The 19,102-nt window shown below is 73.1% G+C and carries 15 protein-coding genes and 1 pseudogene; 9 read left to right on the top strand and 7 right to left on the bottom strand.

The window, feature by feature from the left end:
- Positions 1 to 82: 82 nt before the first annotated feature.
- The 4 genes and pseudogenes from ACFWMZ_RS26910 to ACFWMZ_RS26895 all read right to left on the bottom strand — a co-directional run bounded on the left by ACFWMZ_RS26910 (position 83) and on the right by ACFWMZ_RS26895 (position 3,985).
- Positions 83 to 562, bottom strand: coding sequence for a DUF5709 domain-containing protein (locus ACFWMZ_RS26910; RefSeq protein WP_383183816.1), 480 nt, complete (start codon positions 560 to 562; stop codon positions 83 to 85).
- Positions 559 to 1,953 carry an MFS transporter gene (locus tag ACFWMZ_RS26905; RefSeq protein ID WP_383204714.1) on the bottom strand — a complete coding sequence of 465 codons (1,395 nt, stop codon included), beginning with the start codon at positions 1,951 to 1,953 and terminating at the stop codon, positions 559 to 561. The genes ACFWMZ_RS26910 and ACFWMZ_RS26905 overlap by 4 nt, the downstream gene beginning before the upstream one ends.
- A 487-nt stretch (positions 1,954 to 2,440) precedes the next feature.
- Positions 2,441 to 2,650: pseudogene (locus tag ACFWMZ_RS26900) on the bottom strand (hypothetical protein); the annotation flags it as partial.
- 117 nt (positions 2,651 to 2,767) lie between these two features.
- Positions 2,768 to 3,985, bottom strand: a complete 1,218-nt coding sequence (locus ACFWMZ_RS26895; protein WP_383204711.1) for an SAM-dependent methyltransferase — start codon at positions 3,983 to 3,985, stop codon at positions 2,768 to 2,770.
- A 149-nt stretch (positions 3,986 to 4,134) separates the two neighbouring features.
- On the opposite strand from ACFWMZ_RS26895, the gene ACFWMZ_RS26890 reads away from it, so the two are divergent.
- The 3 genes from ACFWMZ_RS26890 to groL all read left to right on the top strand — a co-directional run bounded on the left by ACFWMZ_RS26890 (position 4,135) and on the right by groL (position 7,656).
- Positions 4,135 to 5,082, top strand: a complete 948-nt coding sequence (locus ACFWMZ_RS26890; RefSeq protein ID WP_383204708.1) for a polysaccharide deacetylase family protein — start codon at positions 4,135 to 4,137, stop codon at positions 5,080 to 5,082.
- Between the two features lie 485 nt (positions 5,083 to 5,567).
- Positions 5,568 to 5,876, top strand: coding sequence for a co-chaperone GroES (gene groES / locus ACFWMZ_RS26885; protein WP_003948573.1), 309 nt, complete (start codon positions 5,568 to 5,570; stop codon positions 5,874 to 5,876).
- Positions 5,877 to 6,033: 157 nt separating this feature from the next.
- Positions 6,034 to 7,656: a chaperonin GroEL gene (gene groL, locus ACFWMZ_RS26880; protein WP_383183805.1), complete on the top strand. Its 1,623-nt coding sequence runs from the start codon at positions 6,034 to 6,036 to the stop codon at positions 7,654 to 7,656.
- 89 nt (positions 7,657 to 7,745) lie between these two features.
- Here the strand turns inward: groL and ACFWMZ_RS26875 are convergent, their stop codons facing one another.
- Positions 7,746 to 8,558 (bottom strand): SDR family NAD(P)-dependent oxidoreductase, encoded by an 813-nt coding sequence (locus ACFWMZ_RS26875; protein ID WP_383183803.1) that lies wholly within the window; start codon positions 8,556 to 8,558, stop codon positions 7,746 to 7,748.
- Positions 8,559 to 8,753: 195 nt separating this feature from the next.
- On the opposite strand from ACFWMZ_RS26875, the gene ACFWMZ_RS26870 reads away from it, so the two are divergent.
- The gene (locus ACFWMZ_RS26870) at positions 8,754 to 9,650 is read left to right on the top strand and encodes a LysR family transcriptional regulator (protein WP_383183801.1); all 897 of its coding nucleotides are present in this window, start codon (positions 8,754 to 8,756) and stop codon (positions 9,648 to 9,650) included.
- Positions 9,651 to 9,943: 293 nt separating this feature from the next.
- Here the strand turns inward: ACFWMZ_RS26870 and ACFWMZ_RS26865 are convergent, their stop codons facing one another.
- Positions 9,944 to 10,282, bottom strand: coding sequence for a WhiB family transcriptional regulator (locus tag ACFWMZ_RS26865; protein ID WP_383183799.1), 339 nt, complete (start codon positions 10,280 to 10,282; stop codon positions 9,944 to 9,946).
- 441 nt (positions 10,283 to 10,723) lie between these two features.
- Between ACFWMZ_RS26865 and ACFWMZ_RS26860 the strand changes: the two genes are divergently transcribed.
- From ACFWMZ_RS26860 to ACFWMZ_RS26845, 4 genes are all read left to right on the top strand, one after another.
- On the top strand, positions 10,724 to 11,335 hold the full coding sequence (locus tag ACFWMZ_RS26860) for a response regulator transcription factor (RefSeq protein ID WP_003948568.1): 612 nt from the start codon (positions 10,724 to 10,726) through the stop codon (positions 11,333 to 11,335).
- Positions 11,336 to 11,589: 254 nt separating this feature from the next.
- Positions 11,590 to 12,165 (top strand): sigma-70 family RNA polymerase sigma factor, encoded by a 576-nt coding sequence (locus tag ACFWMZ_RS26855; RefSeq protein ID WP_003948567.1) that lies wholly within the window; start codon positions 11,590 to 11,592, stop codon positions 12,163 to 12,165.
- A gap of 168 nt (positions 12,166 to 12,333) precedes the next feature.
- Complete coding sequence (gene guaB, locus ACFWMZ_RS26850; RefSeq protein WP_383183797.1) at positions 12,334 to 13,842, top strand: IMP dehydrogenase; 1,509 nt, start codon at positions 12,334 to 12,336, stop codon at positions 13,840 to 13,842.
- A gap of 102 nt (positions 13,843 to 13,944) precedes the next feature.
- Positions 13,945 to 15,072 (top strand): GuaB3 family IMP dehydrogenase-related protein, encoded by a 1,128-nt coding sequence (locus ACFWMZ_RS26845; RefSeq protein WP_383183794.1) that lies wholly within the window; start codon positions 13,945 to 13,947, stop codon positions 15,070 to 15,072.
- A gap of 72 nt (positions 15,073 to 15,144) precedes the next feature.
- On the opposite strand, the gene ACFWMZ_RS26840 is transcribed toward ACFWMZ_RS26845, so the two are convergent.
- Complete coding sequence (locus ACFWMZ_RS26840; protein ID WP_383183792.1) at positions 15,145 to 16,410, bottom strand: nucleotide sugar dehydrogenase; 1,266 nt, start codon at positions 16,408 to 16,410, stop codon at positions 15,145 to 15,147.
- A gap of 524 nt (positions 16,411 to 16,934) precedes the next feature.
- Between ACFWMZ_RS26840 and ACFWMZ_RS26835 the strand changes: the two genes are divergently transcribed.
- On the top strand, positions 16,935 to 18,641 hold the full coding sequence (locus tag ACFWMZ_RS26835) for a glycerol-3-phosphate dehydrogenase/oxidase (protein WP_383183790.1): 1,707 nt from the start codon (positions 16,935 to 16,937) through the stop codon (positions 18,639 to 18,641).
- Positions 18,642 to 19,102: the final 461 nt, after the last annotated feature.

Below are 19,102 nucleotides of genomic sequence, written 5' to 3'. Positions count from 1 at the left end.
GCGCCCCTCCCGAAGGGGGCGCCCGGCCTTCGCGTACGAGCCGGTCGGCGGCGGGCCGGCCGGGCCGTGCCCGCCGGGGAGGTCAGACGTCGTCCGCGTCCTCCTCGACGATGTGCACGGCCGCCTCCTCGGCGGAGGCGGCGGCCCCGTCGATCCCCACGTCCTCGGCGATTATGTCCTTCTCGGCGTCCTCGTGGGCGCCCTCGTCCGGGGCGACCAGGCGGCCCGCCCGGAAGTCGCCGACCTCGTCGTCGAGGGGTTCGCCGTCGGTGTCGAGGGCGTCGCCGATGCCGTCGCCGCGCGGTACCTGGACGTCGGGGATCTCCTCGGTGAGGCGCTCGTCCAGGCTCTCTCCTTCCCGCTCCTCGTTGGCCGTGGTGCCGGTGTGCTCGACCGCACGGGGTTTCTCCGGGGGCGAGTAACCCTCGTCCAGAGGGTTGTCGACACCGGTGTTCATGAGGGTGTCTTCCTCGTCGAAGATGTCGGTGTCGTCCGTGTCGTCCTGGCCCTGCGGCTGGTACACGTCGTCGCCGAAGGCGTCGAAGTCTTCGCTGTCGCTCATCTGGTGCCCTTCTCCCGGCCGACGGCTCGCTCAGCGACAGGTTCGCCGCTGGCGGCGGACGCCGCGAGTGCGTCGGCGCCATCCGGATGACCGGGTGGTGGTCCGTCCGGTACCGCGCGTACCCACATCAGGGCACCCGCACCCACCACGGCCGCCGTCAGTAGCAGCGGGAGCGGGCCGAGCGGCAGGACGCCCGCGACCAGGCCGCCGAGGGCGGCGACGGCCTGCAGGGCGAGGGACTGGACGGAGAGGGCGGTGGCGCGGGCCGAGCTGGCGACGCGGTGGTGGAGCAGGTCGTTCTCGTTGGGGCCGGCCGAGCCGAGGCAGAGGTAGACCAGGACGTAGCCGAGGATCCCGGTGACGACGGCCGGGGTGGAGGCGGACTGGCCGTCGCCGGGTGCCGTAACGCCCAGCAGGGCCAGGCCGCACGTCATTCCGGCGAGCGAGGCGAGGACGGCCCGGCCGCTGCTCCCGGCGAGGCGGGCGACCAGCGGGGCGAGGCGGGCGCCCAGCGCGGAGCTGGCGAAACCGGCGGTGGCGAGTCCGGCGTAGACGACGGCGCCCGACTCGGAGGCGCCGGTGATCCCGGCGGCCCGGCCCGGGGTGAGGAGTTCGATGGCGCCGAGGGCCGCGCCGACGGCGGCGGTGGTCAAAACGACCTTGCGGACCACCCGCTCGCCGGTGGCGAGGCGGACGCCGGAGACGATGGTGCCGGGGACGCCGCCGAGGACCGAGCGCAGCGTGGCCGGCGGACGGGGCGGTTCGGGGAGCCGCAGCAGGACGCCGATGTAGCAGAGCTCAACGGCGGCCCCGATCAGGGCGGGCACCGAGAGCGGCACGATCACGCCCCCGGTGGCCTCGGCGACGCCGGTGGAGCCGAGGAGCCAGGGGATCAGGCCGCCCAGCAGCGTGCCGACCGCCAGCGAGGCGGACATGGCGGCGCTGCCCCGGGAGAGGCCGGAGCGCAGCTCGGCGTCGGGGCCGGAGTGGGTCTGGGCCATGTCGACGTACCAGGCCTCGGCCGGGCCGGAGGCGAGGGCGCGGGAGGTGGCCATCAGGAGGATGGCGGTGATCAGCAGCCAGGGGGCGGTGCCGAGGCCGAGGAGGACGAAGGCGGCGAGGCAGAGGACGCCGCCGGTGGCCAGGACCGCCTTGCGGCCCAGCACGTCGGAGAGGCCGCCGGTGGGCAGTTCGAGGGCGGCCACGGTCAGCCCCTGCGCGCTGAGCAGGGCGGCGACGGCGGCGAGGGCGAGGCCGCGCTCGCCGAGGAGGAGGACGAGCGAGGGGACGTAGAGGCCGATGGGGAACCAGAAGAGGGCGCAGACGGTGGCGTAGCGGCGCCGGGCCACCTCGGGGGTGAGGAGGTGCGCTGCGGGGGCGGTCGCGGTCACGGGGCGTCTCCGTCCTCGGATTGTCTCGCGCGGGCGGCTTCCCCGGTACGGCGCGGGCCGTCGCCAGCGGGATCCCGGCGGTGACCACGACGACCGGCGCGGCCTCCGGGTCCCCGTCGTCGCGGGCGGCCAGCTCCGTCGCGCGGGCGCTGAACTCCTCCGCGAGCCGGGCGGCCGAGGCGGGGGTGAGGTGCAGGAGGTAGTCGTTGAGGTGGGCGGCGGTACGCCAGGCAGGGTCGAGCCGCCCGGCGGCCAGGTCGGCCTCATACCGGTCCAGGGAGCGGCCCAGGTGCTCCACCTGCTGGCGGCGGGAGGAGGAGAGGAAGACCTCGGCGCCGGGGGGTTCGTACAACGCGTCGTTGTCCCAGACGGTCAGGTCGTGGGCCGAGCGCCAGCGGCGTTCGCGGGCGTCCCGGTGGTCGGCCTCGGTGACGAAGCCGTGCCGGGCCAGAACCCGCAGGTGGTAGCTGGTGGAGGCGGAGGTCTCGCCGGTGGAGGCCGCCAGTTCGCTGGCGGTGGCGGGGCCGTCGGTGCGCAGCAGCCCGAGGAGCTTGATCCGCAGGGGGTGGGTGAGGGCCTTGAGGGCGGCGGGATCGCGGCCGATGTCGACCCGGCGGACGGGACCGGCAGGGGATGCCGTCGGAGTGGCTGGGCTTGTCCCTGCGGGGGGCGGCTCTGGGGGTGTCTGCTGGGTCATGGGGGGAGCGTAGGCAGGGTGGGGAGGTTTGCAAAGGAGTTTTTGCAGAAGTTCCTTGGGGAAGCGGGGAGGGGGTTGTTCCGGTTCCCCCGCCGGGCTGGGCTGCGGGTGGTGGCCTCAACCGCCGGCCGGGCTGGAGACGGGCCCGCCCACCAGCATCGTCGGAGCCCCCGCCACCCGGGTGAGGAAGACCGTCGCCGCGTGCGGCCCGCGCAGCTTCATCCGGCGGCGCACCTCCTCCGGCTCCACCGCCGAACCCCGTTTCTTCACAGTGAGGACGCCGACCTCACGCTCCCGCAGCAGGGCCTTGAGGCGCTTGAGGTTGAACGGGAGCACGTCGGTGATCTCGTACGCGGTGGCGAACGGGGTCGGGTGGAGGATGTCCGAGGTGACGTAGGCGATCGTCTCGTCGAGCAGGTGGCCGCCGACCCGCTCGGCGACCTCCGCGACCTGGTGCGCGCGGATCACGGCGCCGTCCGGCTCGTAGAGGTAGCGCCCCACGGGGCCCGCCGCCACGTCCGGCGGCGGCTCGGGGCTCCAGAGCTGGTCGCCGGCGGGCAGCAGGGTGGCCCGGACCGAACCGGGTGCCGGGCGTACGCCCTCGGGCGCGTGGGCGCCGCCGAACCACAGCACGGCCTCCTTCACCTCCCCGCCGTACGAGATCCACTCGGCCTCGGCCTGCGGCGGGATCGTCTCGTGCGGGACGCCCGGCGCGATCTTCAGGGCGGCCGCGGGGGCGCGCAGCGCCGCCTCGACCGCCCAGGAGAGCGGCGGGGAGTACGCCTCGGGGTCGAAGACCCGGCCGCCGCGTCCGCCCCGGCGCGCGGGGTCGACGAAGACCGCGTCGCAGCCGGAGGTGTCCACCTCGGCCACCTCCGCCTCGCGGACCTCGATCAGGTCGGCCAGCCCCAGCGCCTCCGCGTTGGCCCGCGCCACGGCCGCCGTCACCGGATCCCGGTCGACCGCGAGGACCCGCACCCCGGCCCGTGCCAGAGCGATCGCGTCGCCGCCGATCCCGCAGCACAGGTCGGCCGCGGTACGGACGCCGAGCGCCGCCAGCCGGGCCGCGCGGTGGGCGGCGACCGCGGTACGGGTCGCCTGCTCCACGCCGTGCGGGGTGAAGAACATCCGGGCCGCGTCCGGACCGAACTTGACCGCCGCCCGCTGCCGCAGCCGCGCCTGTCCCAGCGCGGCCGAGACCAGCGGCGCCGGGTGGTCGCGGCGCAGCCGGGTCGCGGTGGCCAGCTCGTCGGCCGGGTCGTGCCCCGCGACGGCGTCGAGCAGGGCGCGGCCCTCGGGGGTGAGCAGGGCGGTGAAGGAGTCCAGATCGGTCACCCGGCCATTCTCCGGGAGGCGGGGGCGGCTCCACTCCGCCGGGGCGTACCCCGCCCCTCCCGCCCCCTGTCGGCCACTCGGTGGACCGGGGCCCGCCACTCGCGGTGTCGGGGCGGTGGGGGCGCGGGGCGCTGCCAGGATGCGGCCTCATGGGACAAGTACGACAAAAGGATCAAAGGGTCGGGTCGGGGCGCCGCTCTGGCGGCCTGCTGCGCCGCACCCGTACCGCCCGGCTCGTCGCCGCCGGGCTCACCGCCGCCGCGCTGCTCTCCGGGTGTGCCCTCGGCGCGGAGGGCGGGCCCGCGGGGGCGGGCGCACCGGGGGCCTCCGGGCAGCAGGGGCCCGCGCCGGAGACCAAGGCGGGACGGCTGGCCAAGAAGCAGGCCGCCATCGCCGCCGCCGCCCGGAAGTGGGGCCTGGCGCAGGTGCCGCTGACCGCGCCCGCCCCGCCCGAGGCCAAACCCACCCTCAGTACGCGCGACGGCTTCGAGGTCGCGGGCCAGGAGAACCTGCCGCACGTCTTCACCACCGTCCCCGTCAAGGAGCGGGTGGTCTTCCTGACCATCGACGACGGGGCCGAGAAGGACCCCGAGTTCCTGCGGATGATGGAGGAACTCGACATCCCCTACTCGGCGTTCCTCAGCGACTACCTGGCCAGCGAGGACTACGGGTACTTCCGCGCCATGCAGAAGCAGGGCACCGCCCTCCACAACCACACCCTCGACCACCCCTACCTGCCCGGGCTCTCCTACGAGGAGCAGCACCACCAGATCTGCGGCATGCAGGACACCATCGAGAAGCAGTACGGCAAACGGCCCCGGCTCTTCCGGCCGCCCTACGGCAACTACAACCAGGACACCCTCAAGGCGGCGAAGGAGTGCGGCATCGAGGCGGTCCCGCTGTGGAACGCCGAGGCGTTCACCGACCGGGTCGACTACCGCGAATGGGACCGGGATCTGCATCCCGGGGACATCATCCTCACCCATTTCCGGGGGACGGACGACTGGGACGGGAGCATGCCGGACATGGTGCGGCAGGCCATGAAGGTGATCACGGCGAAGGGGTACGCCGTGGCCCGGCTGGAGGATTACGTCTGAGCCTCGGCCCGGCCGACCTCAGCCCGGCCGACGCTTGAGGCCACATTTCAGCCCGGCCGGCGCTTGAGCCCGATGAGCCGCGGAGCGGCGAGTCTTCGGCCCGGCCGAGCCGGGTGGCCTCAAGCGTCGGCCGGGCTGGGTCTGGTGCGGCGCCGTGCGGCCGGGCCGGTCACTGATGGCCTCGAACGCGGGCCGGGCTCGGGGTGGCTGGGGTCGGGATCAGCCCCGGCGTGAGGGCCCGGTGGACGGCTGAGGTTCGGGCGGAGGGGCCCGTTCGCAGGCGGGCAAGTGCCGGCGCGCGCCGCGCGCATTGGCACTCCGCTTGACCGAGTGCTAATCGCGGTCATAGTCTCAGGTCTGGCACTCCCCGAAGGAGAGTGCCAACACAGCGACGGGCAGGTCCGGCACCCGCGACGACGGATCGACCTGGTCGCCACACTCAGATCAGTTAACCCCGTGAGATCTCCGAAGGGGGAGGTCGGATCGTGACGACCGCCAGCTCCAAGGTTGCCATCAAGCCGCTTGAGGACCGCATTGTGGTCCAGCCGCTCGACGCCGAGCAGACCACGGCTTCGGGCCTGGTCATTCCGGACACCGCGAAGGAGAAGCCCCAGGAGGGCGTCGTCCTCGCTGTGGGCCCGGGCCGCTTCGAGAACGGCGAGCGCCTGCCGCTCGACGTCAAGACCGGCGACGTCGTGCTGTACAGCAAGTACGGCGGCACCGAAGTCAAGTACAACGGCGAGGAGTACCTCGTCCTCTCGGCCCGCGACGTTCTCGCCATCATCGAGAAGTAGCAGGCCGGAGGCGTCCGGTCGCCAGACCGGACGGCAGACTCCACCTTTTTCCTGAAGCGCGCCCCTGGCCCCCGCGAGTGTTTGCCGGGTGGCGAGGGGCGCGTTTCATTTCGAGAGCGCGGCGGCAGGCCGCTCCGAGAGGATTCGAAAAGCTCCCATGGCGAAGATTCTGAAGTTCGACGAGGACGCCCGTCGCGCCCTTGAGCGCGGCGTGAACCAGCTCGCCGACACCGTCAAGGTGACCATCGGCCCCAAGGGCCGCAACGTCGTCATCGACAAGAAGTTCGGCGCCCCGACCATCACCAACGACGGCGTCACCATCGCCCGTGAGGTCGAGTGCGACGACCCGTACGAGAACCTCGGCGCCCAGCTCGTCAAGGAGGTGGCGACCAAGACCAACGACATCGCGGGTGACGGCACCACCACCGCCACCGTGCTGGCCCAGGCGCTGGTCCGCGAGGGCCTGCGCAACGTCGCCGCCGGTGCCTCCCCGGCCGCCCTGAAGAAGGGCATCGACGCCGCGGTCGCCGCCGTCTCCGCCGAGCTGCTCGACACCGCGCGCCCGATCGACGACAAGTCCGACATCGCCGCCGTCGCCGCGCTCTCCGCGCAGGACAAGCAGGTCGGCGAGCTCATCGCCGAGGCGATGGACAAGGTCGGCAAGGACGGTGTCATCACCGTCGAGGAGTCCAACACCTTCGGTGTCGACCTGGACTTCACCGAGGGCATGGCCTTCGACAAGGGCTACCTGTCGCCGTACATGGTGACCGACCAGGAGCGTATGGAGGCCGTCCTCGACGACCCGTACATCCTGATCCACCAGGGCAAGATCGGTTCCATCCAGGACCTGCTGCCGCTGCTGGAGAAGGTCATCCAGGCGGGTGGCTCCAAGCCGCTGCTGATCATCGCCGAGGACGTCGAGGGCGAGGCCCTGTCGACCCTGGTGGTCAACAAGATCCGCGGCACGTTCAACGCCGTCGCCGTCAAGGCGCCCGGCTTCGGTGACCGCCGCAAGGCGATGCTCGGCGACATGGCCACCCTCACCGGTGCCACCGTCATCGCCGAGGAGGTCGGCCTCAAGCTCGACCAGGCCGGTATGGACGTGCTGGGCACCGCCCGCCGCGTCACCGTCACCAAGGACGACACGACCATCGTGGACGGCGGCGGCAACGCCGAGGACGTCCAGGGCCGCGTCGCCCAGATCAAGGCCGAGATCGAGTCGACCGACTCGGACTGGGACCGCGAGAAGCTCCAGGAGCGCCTCGCCAAGCTGGCCGGCGGCGTCTGCGTGATCCGTGTCGGCGCGGCCACCGAGGTCGAGCTGAAGGAGCGCAAGCACCGTCTGGAGGACGCCATCTCCGCGACCCGCGCCGCGGTCGAGGAGGGCATCGTCTCCGGTGGTGGCTCCGCTCTGGTCCACGCCGTCAAGGTCCTCGACGACAACCTCGGCCGCACCGGCGACGAGGCCACCGGTGTCGCGGTCGTCCGCCGCGCCGCCGTCGAGCCGCTGCGCTGGATCGCCGAGAACGCCGGGCTTGAGGGCTACGTCATCACCACCAAGGTGGCGGAGCTCGACAAGGGCCAGGGCTTCAACGCGGCCACCGGCGAGTACGGCGACCTGGTCAAGGCCGGCGTCATCGACCCGGTCAAGGTCACCCGCTCCGCCCTGGAGAACGCGGCCTCCATCGCCTCCCTGCTCCTGACGACCGAGACCCTGGTCGTCGAGAAGCCGGCCGAGGAGGAGCCCGAGGCCGGTCACGGCCACGGGCACAGCCACTGAGGCTGACCCCTTCCGCAGCCGAGGCCCGGCTCCCCGTCGCGGGGAGCCGGGCCTCCGGCGTGCCCGGGACGCCGCCCGGGGCCAGGGGGCTACCGGGGCCCGTACTTGCGGCCGGTACGCGAGGTCATCCCCGTCAGCAGGGCGCGCGGGGTCAGCTTCACCAGGCCCATCAGCGCCTTGTAGCGCGGGTCCGGGATGGAGACCGTACGGCCCCGGGCCAGGTCGGCGAGGGCGGCGGCGACCAGCTTGTCCGCGTCGAGCCACATCCACCCCGGGATGTTGTCGGTGCCCATCCGCGCCCGCTCGTGGAACTCGGTCCGTACGAACCCGGGGCAGAGCGCCATCAGCCTCACCCCCGACCCGGCCAGGTCGTGGGCGGCACCCTGGGTGAACTGCACCACCCACGCCTTGGAGGCGCCGTAGGTGCCGCGCGGGACGAAGGCGGCGACCGAGGCGACGTTGACGACACCGCCCCGCCCGCGCTCCCGCATCGAGGCGGTGGCGGCGGTGGTGAGCCGCAGCACCGCCTCGCAGTGCACCTTCAGCATGGTCAGCTCGTCGGCGAGCGGTACCTCCAGATAGCCGCCCTTGTTGCCGAAGCCCGCGTTGTTGACGAGCAGGTCGACGGGGTGGGTGCGGTCGGCGAGGCGGGCCTCGACGGCGCTGATTCCCTCGTCGGTGGCGAGGTCCGCGGGCAGCACCTCCACCTCCACACCGTGCCGGTCGTGGAGCTCGGTCGCCTGCCGCCGCAGCCGCTCCCGGTCCCGGGCCACCAGGACGAGGTGGTGCCCGGCGCCGTGGCCCCGGTCCGCCCCGCTCCCGTCGGTACCGGAGGCGGCGAGCCGCCGGGCGAAGGCGGCGCCGATGCCCGCGGTCGATCCCGTAATCAGAGCCGTAGTCATAGGGGCCAGGCTACGAGTTGATGATCAGGGCCGTGCGGGGGCGGGGTGCGGGGCGCCCGGACGGGCCGCCGGAGGCGAAGCGGCTTGACGGCGGCGGGGCTTCGCGGCGGGCGGTGGGTCGGGCCGGCTGCCGTACGGATCAAAGCCCGCCGTCGGTATGTCCGGTCGCCCCCAAGACTCGCTTATGCTCGACCCATGATCGAGGCACGCCACCTGCGCGTCCTGCGCGCCGTCGCCGCCACCGGCTCCTTCTCGGCCGCCGCGCGCGAGCTGGGCTGCACCCAGCCGGCCGTCAGCCAGCAGATGAAGGCCCTGGAGAGCTCCACCGGCACCCCGCTGCTCATCCGCACCGGCCGCGAGATGCGCCTGACCCAGGCGGGTGAAGCGCTGACCCGGCATGCCGCGGGCATCCTCGCCGGGCTGACCGCCGCCGAGGAGGAGGTCGCCGCCATCGCCGGGCTGCGGGCCGGCCGGGTCCGCCTGGTCTCCTTCCCCAGCGGCAGCTCCACCCTGGTCCCGGCCGCCCTCGCCGCCCTGCGCGCCGCCCATCCCGGCACCCGGGTCTCGCTGGAGGAGGCCGAGCCGCCGCGCTCGGCCGAACTGCTGCGGGCCGGGGACTGCGACATCGCCCTCGCCTTCCGGTACGCGGGCGCCACCGCCCCCGACGAGTGGGACGACCTGGTGGTCCGCCCGCTCCTCGCCGACCGGCTGGTCGGGCTGGTCCCGGAGGGGCACCGGCTCGCCGAGTCCGAGGCGGTGGGGATCGGCGAGCTGGCCGCCGACCCGTGGATCGCGGGCTGCCCGAGGTGCCGCAGGCAGTTGGTGGAGGTCTGCGAGACCGAGGGGTTCACCCCCCGGATCGACTTCGCCACCGACGACTACCCGGCGGTGCTCGGCCTGGTCGCGGCCGGGCTCGGGGTCGCCGTGCTGCCCGCACTGGCGCTGGAGTCGCTGCGCCCCAAGGGGGTGCGGAGCGTGGTGGTGGAGCCCGCCGTGGAGCGCGAGATCGTCGCCCTGACCCTGCCCGACCTCGCCCAGGTCCCGGCCGTCGCCGCGACCCTGGACCACCTGGCGGCCACCGCGGCACGGTGAGCCGGCCCGTACGGACATGAGCCCCGGCAGGCAGGAGCCCGCCGGGGCTCACCCGCGTTCTCGGGGGCTCTCCACGCGCCCGGGCCGGGGGAATCGACCCGCACGAGGCCTCGTAGGCCGACCAGCACGCCGCTCCGGGGCGGTCCGGGGCCCGGCTCCTCGGCCGATCCGCCCGGCGCCGCGTACGTCGCGGGCCCGCCGTATCCGCCGTCGGCCGCGACGCCCCGCCGCCGCGCCTCGTGCGACGTGCGACGCGAGGGAAAACGTTCCTTCGCGAGGGGGTGGCGGCGTGCTCAGGAAGGGCCGCCGTGGGAGGGGCCGGGGGCCGGGACGGCCCCGGCGGGGGTGAGGCGGGAGCGGGCGCGGCCCATCAGCTCCTCGCGCTCGTCCTCGGTGAGGCCGCCCCAGACGCCGTAGGGCTCGCGGACGGCGAGCGCGTGCGCCGCGCACTCCGCGCGCACCGGGCAGCGCATGCACACCTCCTTGGCGGAGGTCTCGCGGGCGCTGCGGGCGGCTCCCCGTTCGCCCTCGGGATGGAAGAAGAGAGAGCTGTCGACGCCTCGGCAGGCGGCGAGAAGCTGCCAGTCCCACAGATCTGCGTTCGGTCCGGGAAGGCGGGAGAAATCAGCCATTACTGGTCCCCTCGTAGCAGTGTCGGCCGTGCTGACGTGGTTACGGCCCTGGTTCGAGGGGTCACGCCGGGCGTGTCCCGGGTGCTCGGCCTCGAAGACCGCACATCTACTGTCCTAGGAGATGAAAATATGACTCATTGCGAATCTAGTCACAGACACTGCCAAAAGGGAAGAAGAGGCGCTAAATGGGGCATAGCAGATTTCGTGCAGCACGGCCCTCCTCGATGACCGCGCCCTCACCGCCCCGTGTCCGGCTCCTCACGTAGAGTGCCGAAGACGGTCGGTGACCCCGTAACTCTTTCGGGTGACCGTCGTTGAGAGGGCTAGGCGATTGAAGGAAAAAGCTCTCGGGCAGGTGTCCGAGAGCGTCGATCGCACAGGTGACGATTACGTACCAGCCTGGAGGCTCAAAGTGACGCGCATCAGCTCGGGAGGGCGGGTATGACATCCGTCCTCGTCTGCGACGACTCCCCGCTTGCCCGAGAGGCACTCCGCCGGGCGGTCGCCACCGTGCCCGGTGTCGAGCGTGTGACGACCGCGGCCAACGGCGAGGAAGTCCTCCGCCGCTGGGGCGCCGACCGCTCCGATCTGATTCTCATGGATGTCCGGATGCCCGGACTCGGCGGTGTGGAGACCGTCCGGCGGCTGCTCTCGGCCGACCCCGGCGCCCGCATCATCATGCTCACCGTCGCCGAGGACCTCGACGGGGTCGCCCTCGCGGTGGCGGCCGGCGCCCGTGGCTACCTCCACAAGGACGCCTCCCGCGCCGAGCTGCGGGCCACCGTCACCCAGGCGCTCGCCGACCCGACCTGGCGCCTGGCCCCGCGCCGCCTGCGCTCCGCCGAGATGGGCGCCGCGCCCACCCTCACGGCGCGCGAGATCCAGGTGCTGGAGGGGATGAGCCACGGCCGCTCCAACGCCGAGATCGGCCGCGAGTTGTTCCTCTCCGAGGACACCGTCAAGACGCACGCCCGGCGCCTGTTCAAGAAGCTCGGCGCCTCCGACCGGGCTCACGCCGTGGCCCTGGGATTCCGCTGGGGCCTGGTCCGCTGACCTGCCGGTCCCTCCCCGTCCGCCGTCCGGCGGACGGGGCGTACACCCCCCGTTTCTCCGCCCCGCCAGGACGGCTCGCACCGGTTCGCCCGCCGATGCCGCATCCTTGAGGGGTGGAGTTCCTCGGGAACGAGTCGGTCGAGCGGCAGGGGAGGGCGCAGTCGATGAGGTCCGGCGCACCTGCTCATAACGCTTCGGTGCACAACGAGGGACGCGATGTCCCGGATCGTTCGGCGCCAAGGCACCATGGACCGATGCGTGACGACGAGACGACGGCGATCGGCGGCCTCGTCCATCGTGCGGTGGAGGGTGACGAGCAGGCCACCCACGACCTGCTCGCGCACGTCCACCCGCTGGCGCTGCGGTACTGCCGCACCCGCCTCTCCCGGCTGCCGGGGGACGCCCGCCATTTCGTGGAGGACCTGGCGCAGGAGGTCTGCGTAGCCGTCCTCCTCGCCCTCCCGCGCTACAAGGACACCGGGCGCCCCTTCGAGGCGTTCGTCTTCGCCATCGCCGGGCACAAGGTCGCCGACCTCCAGCGCGCCGCGATGCGCCACCCCGGCTCGACCGCCGTCCCCTCCGACGAGATGCCCGAGCGGCCCGACGACTCGCTCGGCCCCGAGGAGCGCGCCCTGCTCAGCAGCGACGCCGCCTGGGCCAAGCAGCTCCTCGCCAACCTCCCGCAGAACCAGCGCGAGCTGCTGCTGCTGCGGATCGCCGTCGGCCTCACCGCCGAGGAGACCGGCCAGATGCTGGGGATGTCCCCCGGCGCGGTCCGGGTCGCCCAGCACCGGGCGCTGAGCCGGCTGCGGGCGCTGGCGGAGCAGTAGCCGGGCCGGTCGCGGCCGGAGGAGCGCGGTCTCCGGGAAGCCGCGGGCGAGATGTCGGACACATGTGTCCGGAGCCATCGCGTCCGTCTCCCAGGAGTGGAATGGGAGCGGGCAGAATCCCGTTAGCATGGACATCCGCACCGATCAAGGCCATTTGGGGAAGGTGTCATGACTGCAAACGTCGACGGAGTGCCCGAGAAATTCGCGACACTCGGGCTGACCTACGACGACGTGCTGCTGCTGCCGGGCGCGTCGGACATGGCGCCCGACCAGATCGACACCACTTCACGCCTGTCGAAGAACGTCAAGGTCAACGTCCCGCTGCTCTCCGCCGCGATGGACAAGGTCACCGAGGCGCGGATGGCCATCGCCATGGCCCGCCAGGGCGGCGCCGGTGTCCTGCACCGCAACCTCTCCATCGAGGACCAGGCCAACCAGGTCGACCTCGTCAAGCGCTCCGAGTCGGGCATGGTCACCGACCCGATCACGGTCCACCCCGACGCCACCCTCGGCGAGGCCGACGCGATCTGCGCCAAGTTCCGCATCAGCGGCGTGCCGGTCACCGACGGTTCGGGCCGCCTGCTCGGCATCGTCACCAACCGCGACATGGCCTTCGAGTCGGACCGTACGCGCCAGGTGCGCGAGGTCATGACACCGATGCCGCTGGTCACCGGCAAGGTCGGCATCTCGGGCGTGGACGCCATGGAGCTGCTGCGCCGCCACAAGATCGAGAAGCTGCCGCTCGTCGACGACGAGGGCGTCCTCAAGGGCCTCATCACCGTCAAGGACTTCGTCAAGGCGGAGAAGTACCCGAACGCCGCCAAGGACTCCGAGGGCCGCCTGCTGGTCGGCGCCGCCGTCGGCGTGGCGGGCGACGCCTACGAGCGCGCCCAGGCGCTGATCGGCGCGGGGGTCGACTTCATCGTGGTCGACACCGCGCACGGCCACTCCCGCCTGGTCGGCGACATGGTCGCCAAGATCAAGTCGAACAGCTCCGGCGTGGACGTCATCGGCGGCAACATCGCCACCCGCGACGGCGCCCAGATGCTCGTCGACTCCGGCGCCGACGGCGTCAAGGTCGGTGTCGGCCCGGGCTCCATCTGCACCACCCGCGTCGTCGCCGGTATCGGCGTCCCGCAGGTCACCGCGATCTACGAGGCCTCCCTCGCCGCCCAGGCGGCCGGTGTCCCGGTCATCGGCGACGGCGGCCTCCAGTACTCCGGCGACATCGCCAAGGCCCTGGTCGCCGGTGCCGACACGGTGATGCTCGGCTCGCTGCTGGCCGGCTGCGAGGAGTCGCCCGGCGAGCTGCTCTTCATCAACGGCAAGCAGTTCAAGTCGTACCGCGGCATGGGCTCGCTCGGTGCGATGCAGACCCGCGGCGACCGCAAGTCGTTCTCCAAGGACCGGTACTTCCAGGAGGGCGTCGCCTCCGACGAGAAGCTGGTCCCCGAGGGCATCGAGGGCCAGGTGCCCTACCGCGGCCCGCTCTCGCAGGTCGTGCACCAGCTCGTCGGCGGTCTGCGCCAGTCGATGTTCTACGTCGGCGGCGCCACCGTCCCCGAGCTGCAGCAGCGCGGCCGGTTCGTCCGGATCACCTCGGCGGGGCTCAAGGAGAGCCACCCGCACGACATCCAGATGACGGTCGAGGCGCCGAACTACGCCGCCAAGCGCTGACCCGCTCGCAAGGCCGAGAGGCGGCCCGGGGGACCGGGCCGCCTCTTCGGCGTGCGGGCAGGGAATACTGATGGACTTGAGACCCCCAGGAAAGGCCACCCAGTGACTGAGATCGAGATCGGGCGCGGCAAGCGCGGCCGGAGGGCGTACGCATTCGACGACATCGCCGTCGTCCCGAGTCGCCGCACCCGCGACCCGAAGGAGGTCTCGATCGCCTGGCAGATCGACGCCTACCGCTTCGAGCTTCCCTTCCTCGCCGCCCCCATGGACTCCATCGTCTCGCCCGAGACGGCGATCCGCGTCGGTGAGCTGGGCGGCCTCGGCGTGCTCAACCTCGAAGGGCTCTGGACCCGCTATGAGGACCCCCAGCCGCTGCTGGACGAGATCGCCGACGAGCTGGACGAGGAGCGCGCCACCCGCCGCCTCCAGGAGATCTACGAGGCGCCGATCCAGGAGGAGCTGATCGGCCGGCGGATCAAGGAGGTCCGCGACGCGGGCGTCATCACCGCCGCCGCCCTCTCCCCGCAGCGCACCGCCCAGTTCTCCAAGGCCGTCGTGGACGCCGGGGTCGACATCTTCGTCATCCGCGGCACCACTGTCTCCGCCGAGCACGTCTCCGGCGCCGCCGAGCCGCTCAACCTCAAGCAGTTCATCTACGAGCTGGACGTCCCGGTGATCGTCGGCGGCTGCGCCACGTACACCGCCGCCCTGCACCTGATGCGGACCGGTGCCGCCGGTGTCCTGGTCGGCTTCGGTGGCGGCGCCGCCCACACCACCCGCAACGTGCTCGGCATCCAGGTCCCGATGGCCACCGCCGTCGCCGACGTGGCCGCCGCCCGCCGGGACTACCTGGACGAGTCCGGCGGCCGGTACGTGCACGTCATCGCCGACGGCGGCGTGGGCTGGTCCGGCGACCTGCCGAAGGCCGTCGCCTGCGGCGCCGACGCCGTGATGATGGGCTCCCCGCTGGCCCGCGCCACCGACGCGCCCGGCAAGGGGCACCACTGGGGCATGGAGGCCGTCCACGAGGACGTGCCGCGCGGCAAGCTGGTCGACCTCGGCATGGTCGGCACCACCGAGGAGATCCTCACCGGCCCGTCCCGCAACCCCGACGGCTCCATGAACATGTTCGGCGCGCTCCGCCGGTCGATGGCGACCACCGGCTACAGCGAGCTGAAGGAGTTCCAGCGCGTCGAGGTCACGGTGGCGGACTCGCACCACAAGCGCTGACCCGGCCGCCTGAACGGCTACGACTGCCCGGCACTCCCCGAAGGGGGGTGCCGGGCAGCGGCGTTTTCGGGGTCAGAGGCGGTGGGCGGCACCCGCCGGGGTGGTGCCCCGGGTGTCGAGCAGGAGCTGCGCCTTCACGGCGAGGCCCTGGAGGTCGTACGTGCGGTGGTTCTGGAGCAGGATCGTCAGGTCCGCCTCGGCCGCCGCCTCGTAGAGGGAGTCGGCGCGCGGCACCGGGTGGCCCGAGAGCGTCCAGTGCGGGACGTACGGGTCGTGGTAGCTGACCGAGGCGCCGCGCTCGGTGAGCCTGAGAGCGATCTCGCGGGCGGGGGAGCCCTGCTGGTCGGCGACGTCCGGCTTGTAGGTGACGCCGAGCAGCAGCACGCGGGCGGCGCGGGCGGACTTGCCGTGCTCGTTGAGGAGCTGGGTGGCGCGCTGGATGACGTACTGCGGCATGCGGGCGTTGATGTCGCGGGCCAGGGAGACCATGCGCAGGCCGTTGCCCGGGGTGGCGTCGGCGTGCGGCAGGGTGCTGGGGTCCAGCGGCAGGCCGTGGCCGCCGACGCCGGGGCCCGGGCGGAACGCCTGGAAGCCGAAGGGCTTGGTCTCGGCGCAGCGGATGACGTCCCAGAGGTCGACGCCGAGGTCGTGGCAGAGCACCGCCATCTCGTTGACCAGGGCGAGGTTGACGTGCCGGTAGTTGGTCTCCAGGACCTGCACGGTCTCGGCCTCGCGGGGGCCGCGGGCGCGGACCACCTTGTCGGTGAGGCGGCCGTAGAAGGCGGCGGCCGACTCGGTGCAGGCGGGGGTGAGACCGCCGATGACCTTGGGGGTGGCGGCGTAGCCGTGGGTGCGGTTGCCGGGGTCGGTGCGGCCGGGGGAGTAGGCGAGGTGGAAGTCGCGGCCCGCGGTCAGGCCCGAGCCCGCCTCCAGGAGCGGGCGGAGGAACTCCTCGGTGGTGCCGGGGCCCGCCGGGGACTCCAGGATGACCGTGGTGTGCGGGCGGAGCCGGGCGGCCAGGTCGCGGGCGGCCTCCGCGAGCGGCGCCAGGTCGACACCGCCGGACGGGCCCGGGGGCGCCGGGGCGCAGATGACGGCGGTGCGGACCCGGCCCAGCTCGCGCGGGTCGGCGGTGGGCCGGAAGCCGCCGGAGAGCATCCGGCGGACGTCGGCCGCGGTGAGCGAGCCCTCGGCGCCGGTGCCGGGGAGGCGGCCGGAGGCGAGGTCGCGGGCGCGGGCCGGGTCGTAGCCGATGGTGTCGACGCCCGCGCCGACGGCGGCCTGGGCGAGTGGCAGGCCGTGCGAGCCGAGTCCGATGACGGCGAGGTCTGCGGGCATGGCGGTGGACCGTCCTTCCCAGTGGCCGGAGCGTCAGGCGAGCGCGGGGCGCCCCGGTCCGGGCTCCCCGAGGCGCCGCGGGACCGGCGCGGACCTGCGTGAATGTCACACTAGGCATACATATGACCGTTGCGCGGTATTGGGTGGGCGGCTCGCGCGCATGTCGGCCCGCCGGAGTGTCGCGCACCCCCGACCGGACGCCCCTCGGTCGTCCCGCCGGTGGCCGATACGGGACAGCCGGGTCAGAATTCGGGCAGAGGGACCGGGTTTCCGGGAGGCCGCGCGTGGGCCGCCCGGGGAGCGGGCACACGAACGCCGTGGGCCCGTCCGGCGCACCGCACCGCCACGCCGTCCGGGAGCACCCTGCCGCAGGCGGTTCGGCCGCCCGGGTGCGCCCCGGCGAGCCGCCCGGGCCGACCGGGTGACGGCGGGAGTGCGAAGGCACCCCTGGCGCCCGGCCGCGGGCGTCCGCCCAGCCACCGCGGCACCAGACCAGACCAGACAGACGTCACGGGAGGTTACGGGTGAGGACAGGCACACTGGGGCCGGACGAGCGGGCCGAGGCGCTCGCCGCGATGGCCGAGCGGGAACTGGACATCCTCGTGGTGGGCGGTGGGGTGGTCGGCGCCGGGACGGCGCTGGACGCCGTCACCCGGGGCCTGTCCACCGGCCTCGTCGAGGCCCGGGACTGGGCGTCCGGCACCTCCAGCCGCTCCAGCAAACTCATCCACGGCGGCCTGCGCTACCTGGAGATGCTCGACTTCGCCCTGGTCAGGGAGGCGCTGAAGGAGCGCGGCCTGCTCCTGGACCGGCTCGCCCCGCACCTGGTCAAGCCGGTGCCCTTCCTCTACCCCCTCCAGCACGCCGCCTGGGAGCGCGTCTACGCCGGGACCGGCGTCGCCCTCTACGACGGCATGGCGATGGCCCGCGGCCGCGGCCGCGGCCTGCCCGGCCACCGCCACCTCAGCCGCCGGCACGCCCTGCGCGTCGCCCCCTGCCTGCGCAAGGACGCCCTGGTCGGCGCCCTCCAGTACTACGACGCCCAGATGGACGACGCACGCTACGTCCTCACACTGGCCCGCACCGCCGCCGCGTACGGCGCCAAGGTCGCCAACGGGGCCCGCGTCACCGGGTTCCTCCGCGAGGGGGAGCGGGTGGTCGGGGCCATGGTCACCGACGTGGAGAGCGGCGGCGAGTACGAGATCCGCGCCAAGCAGATCGTCAACGCCACCGGGGTGTGGACCGACGACACCCAGGGCATGGTCGGCGAGCGCGGCCAGTTCCACGTCCGCGCCTCCAAGGGCATCCACCTCGTCGTCCCCAAGGACCGCATCAACTCCACCACCGGCCTCATCCTGCGCACCGAGAAGTCGGTGCTCTTCGTCATCCCCTGGGGCCGCCACTGGATCGTCGGCACCACCGACACCGAGTGGGACCTCGACAAGGCCCACCCCGCCGCCTCCAGCGCCGACATCGACTACGTCCTGGAACACGTCAACACCGTCCTCGCGGTGCCGCTCTCGCGGGACGACGTGGAGGGCGTCTACGCCGGGCTCCGCCCGCTGCTCGCCGGGGAGTCCGACGCCACCAGCAAGCTCTCCCGCGAGCACACCGTGGCCCACCCGGTGCCGGGGCTGGTCGTCGTCGCCGGGGGCAAGTACACGACGTACCGGGTCATGGCCAAGGACGCCGTCGACGAGGCCGTACGGGGCCTGAACCAGCGCGTCGCCGACTGCGTCACCGAGGAGGTGCCGCTGCTCGGCGCCGAGGGCTATCAGGCCCTGTGGAACGCCCGCGCCCGGACCGCGGCCCGGACCGGCCTGCACGTCGTCCGCATCGAGCACCTGCTCAACCGGTACGGGACCCTCACGGAGGAGGTGCTTCGACTGGTCGCCGAGGACCCCTCGCTGGGGGAGCCGCTGCGCTACGCCGACGACTACCTCCGTGCCGAGATCGTCTACGCCGCCACCCACGAGAGCGCCCACCACCTCGACGACATCCTCACCCGCCGCACCCGCATCTCCATCGAGACCTTCGACCGCGGGACGCGCAGCGCGCGCGAGTGCGCCGAGCTGGTGGCGCCGGTCCTCGGCTGGGACCCCGAGCGGGTCGACAACGAGGTCGCCCACTACGAGATGCGGGTCGAGGCCGAGCGCGAGTCTCAGCGCCAGCCGGACGACCTGACGGCCGATGCCGCTCGGCTCGGGGCGCCCGACATCGTCCAGGGCTAGCCGCCCTGCCCGGCTCGCCCTCGCCGGGCCGGCCGATCCGGCTGGGGGATCCCCTTCTGGCCGGGTCGGCCTCCCCCTGGGCCGGGATCTGCGGCCCCTCCCTGCCGGCCTCAAGCGCCGGCCGGGCTGGGGTTTGGCTGCGCCGCGACTTGGCCGTGCCGGTCCAAGATGGCCTCAAGCGCCGGCCGGGCTGTTCTTTGGGGTCCTGCCCGTCTTGACCGTGCCGGTCACTGATTGGCCTCAAGCGCCGGCCGGGCTGGGGTTTGGCTGCGCCGCGTCTTGACCGTGCCGGTCCAAGATGGCCTCAAGCGCCGGCCGGGCTGGGATTTTTTTCGGTCGGCGTTGGCTTTGAGTGGCGGCTCTGCCGGGGTTCGCGGTCCCTCCGGTGCGTGGGTGGGGTGGGGCCGCGCCGGGGTACCTCCTCACAAACTGACAGCTCAAGGGTCAGTCGCATCAAGGCG

This window comes from Streptomyces sp. NPDC058373 (genome assembly GCF_042723275.1).
Classification (GTDB): domain Bacteria; phylum Actinomycetota; class Actinomycetes; order Streptomycetales; family Streptomycetaceae; genus Streptomyces.
Note: the sequence above shows the minus strand (reverse complement) of the source record. Positions and strands in the feature narration are given on the sequence as shown.

Bases quoted from the DNA above. Each gene is read 5' to 3' on its own strand.
- groL (WP_383183805.1), top strand. From the start codon at position 6,034: ATGGCGAAGATTCTGAAGTTCGACGAGGACGCCCGTCGCGCCCTTGAG.
- ACFWMZ_RS26840 (WP_383183792.1), bottom strand. From the start codon at position 16,410: ATGCCCGCAGACCTCGCCGTCATCGGACTCGGCTCGCACGGCCTGCCA.
- ACFWMZ_RS26860 (WP_003948568.1), top strand. From the start codon at position 10,724: ATGACATCCGTCCTCGTCTGCGACGACTCCCCGCTTGCCCGAGAGGCA.
- ACFWMZ_RS26890 (WP_383204708.1), top strand. From the start codon at position 4,135: ATGGGACAAGTACGACAAAAGGATCAAAGGGTCGGGTCGGGGCGCCGC.
- ACFWMZ_RS26910 (WP_383183816.1), bottom strand. From the start codon at position 562: ATGAGCGACAGCGAAGACTTCGACGCCTTCGGCGACGACGTGTACCAG.
- ACFWMZ_RS26855 (WP_003948567.1), top strand. From the start codon at position 11,590: ATGCGTGACGACGAGACGACGGCGATCGGCGGCCTCGTCCATCGTGCG.
- ACFWMZ_RS26870 (WP_383183801.1), top strand. From the start codon at position 8,754: ATGATCGAGGCACGCCACCTGCGCGTCCTGCGCGCCGTCGCCGCCACC.
- ACFWMZ_RS26865 (WP_383183799.1), bottom strand. From the start codon at position 10,282: ATGGCTGATTTCTCCCGCCTTCCCGGACCGAACGCAGATCTGTGGGAC.
- ACFWMZ_RS26875 (WP_383183803.1), bottom strand. From the start codon at position 8,558: ATGACTACGGCTCTGATTACGGGATCGACCGCGGGCATCGGCGCCGCC.
- guaB (WP_383183797.1), top strand. From the start codon at position 12,334: ATGACTGCAAACGTCGACGGAGTGCCCGAGAAATTCGCGACACTCGGG.